Raw genomic sequence first — 1174 nt, forward strand, 5'->3', positions numbered from 1 at the left:
CGCAACAGCGGCGCCTGGGCCGGGGGGGAAGCCGAACGTTTGACCATCCGATGCCTGCTCCTGCAAAACCGGCCTGGCGCCACCGGGGGGCGCGGGCCGTGTGGGGCGAACCATAACCCAGCCGGCGCCAACAGGGAAGGCCCCCGGGAAGACCCTCAACACCGCGGGAAAACGCCCGCCAGGCCGCACAATGGCCGCCATGATCGACCTCCACGACATCGAACAGGCCGCCCAGCGGCTGCAGGGCCAGGTGCTGCACACGCCGTGCGTGGAGTCGCGCACCCTGTCGCAGCTGACCGGCGCGCAGGTCTTCCTCAAGTTCGAGAACCTGCAGTACACCGCTTCGTTCAAGGAACGCGGCGCCTGCAACAAGCTCAGCCAGCTCGACGCCGCCGCGCGTGCCCGCGGCGTGGTGGCCATGTCGGCCGGCAACCACGCGCAGGGGGTGGCCTACCACGCGCAGCGCCTGGGCCTGCGCGCGGTGATCGTCATGCCGCGCTTCACCCCGGGCATCAAGATCGAACGCACCCAGGGCTTCGGCGCCGAGGTGGTGCTGCACGGCGACACCCTGGACGAGGCCCGCGCCCACGCCCGCGCGCTGGCCGAGCGCGACGGCCTGACCTTCGTCCACCCCTACGACGACCCGGCCATCGTCGCCGGCCAGGGCACGGTCGGCCTGGAAATGCTGCGGCAGCAGCCCGACCTGGACGTGCTGGTGGTGGCCACGGGTGGCGGCGGCCTCATTGGCGGGGTGGCGCTGGCGGCGCACGCGCTCAAGCCCGGCCTGCGCGTGGTGGGCGTGCAGACGCAGCGCTTCCCGGCCATGGTCAACGCCGTCACCGGCAGCCACTGGCCGCAGGGGCTGACCACCATCGCCGAGGGCGTGGCCGTGGGCACGCCGGGCGAGTTGCCGCTGGCCATCGTGCGCGAACACGTGCACGACTGGCTGCTGGTGGACGAGGGCGAAATTGAGCACGCCATCGTGCTGCTGTTGGAGATCGAGAAAACCCTGGTCGAAGGCGCTGGCGCGGTCGGGCTGGCGGCGCTGCTCAAGCACCCCGAGCGCTTCCGCGGCCAGAAGGTCGGGCTGATCCTGTGCGGCGGCAACATCGACCCGCTGCTGCTGGCCTCCATCATCGAACGCGGGCTGGTGCGCGCCGGCCGGCTGGCGCGC

General features: G+C 72.1%; 1 protein-coding gene. It reads left to right on the forward strand.

Annotated features, from left to right (window positions below):
• Nucleotides 1–199: 199 nt before the first annotated feature.
• A partial coding sequence (locus HA630_RS17775; RefSeq protein WP_243855507.1) for a threonine ammonia-lyase occupies nucleotides 200–1174 on the forward strand: 975 nt, incomplete at its 3' end.

This window comes from Aquabacterium sp. A08 (genome assembly GCF_011742065.1).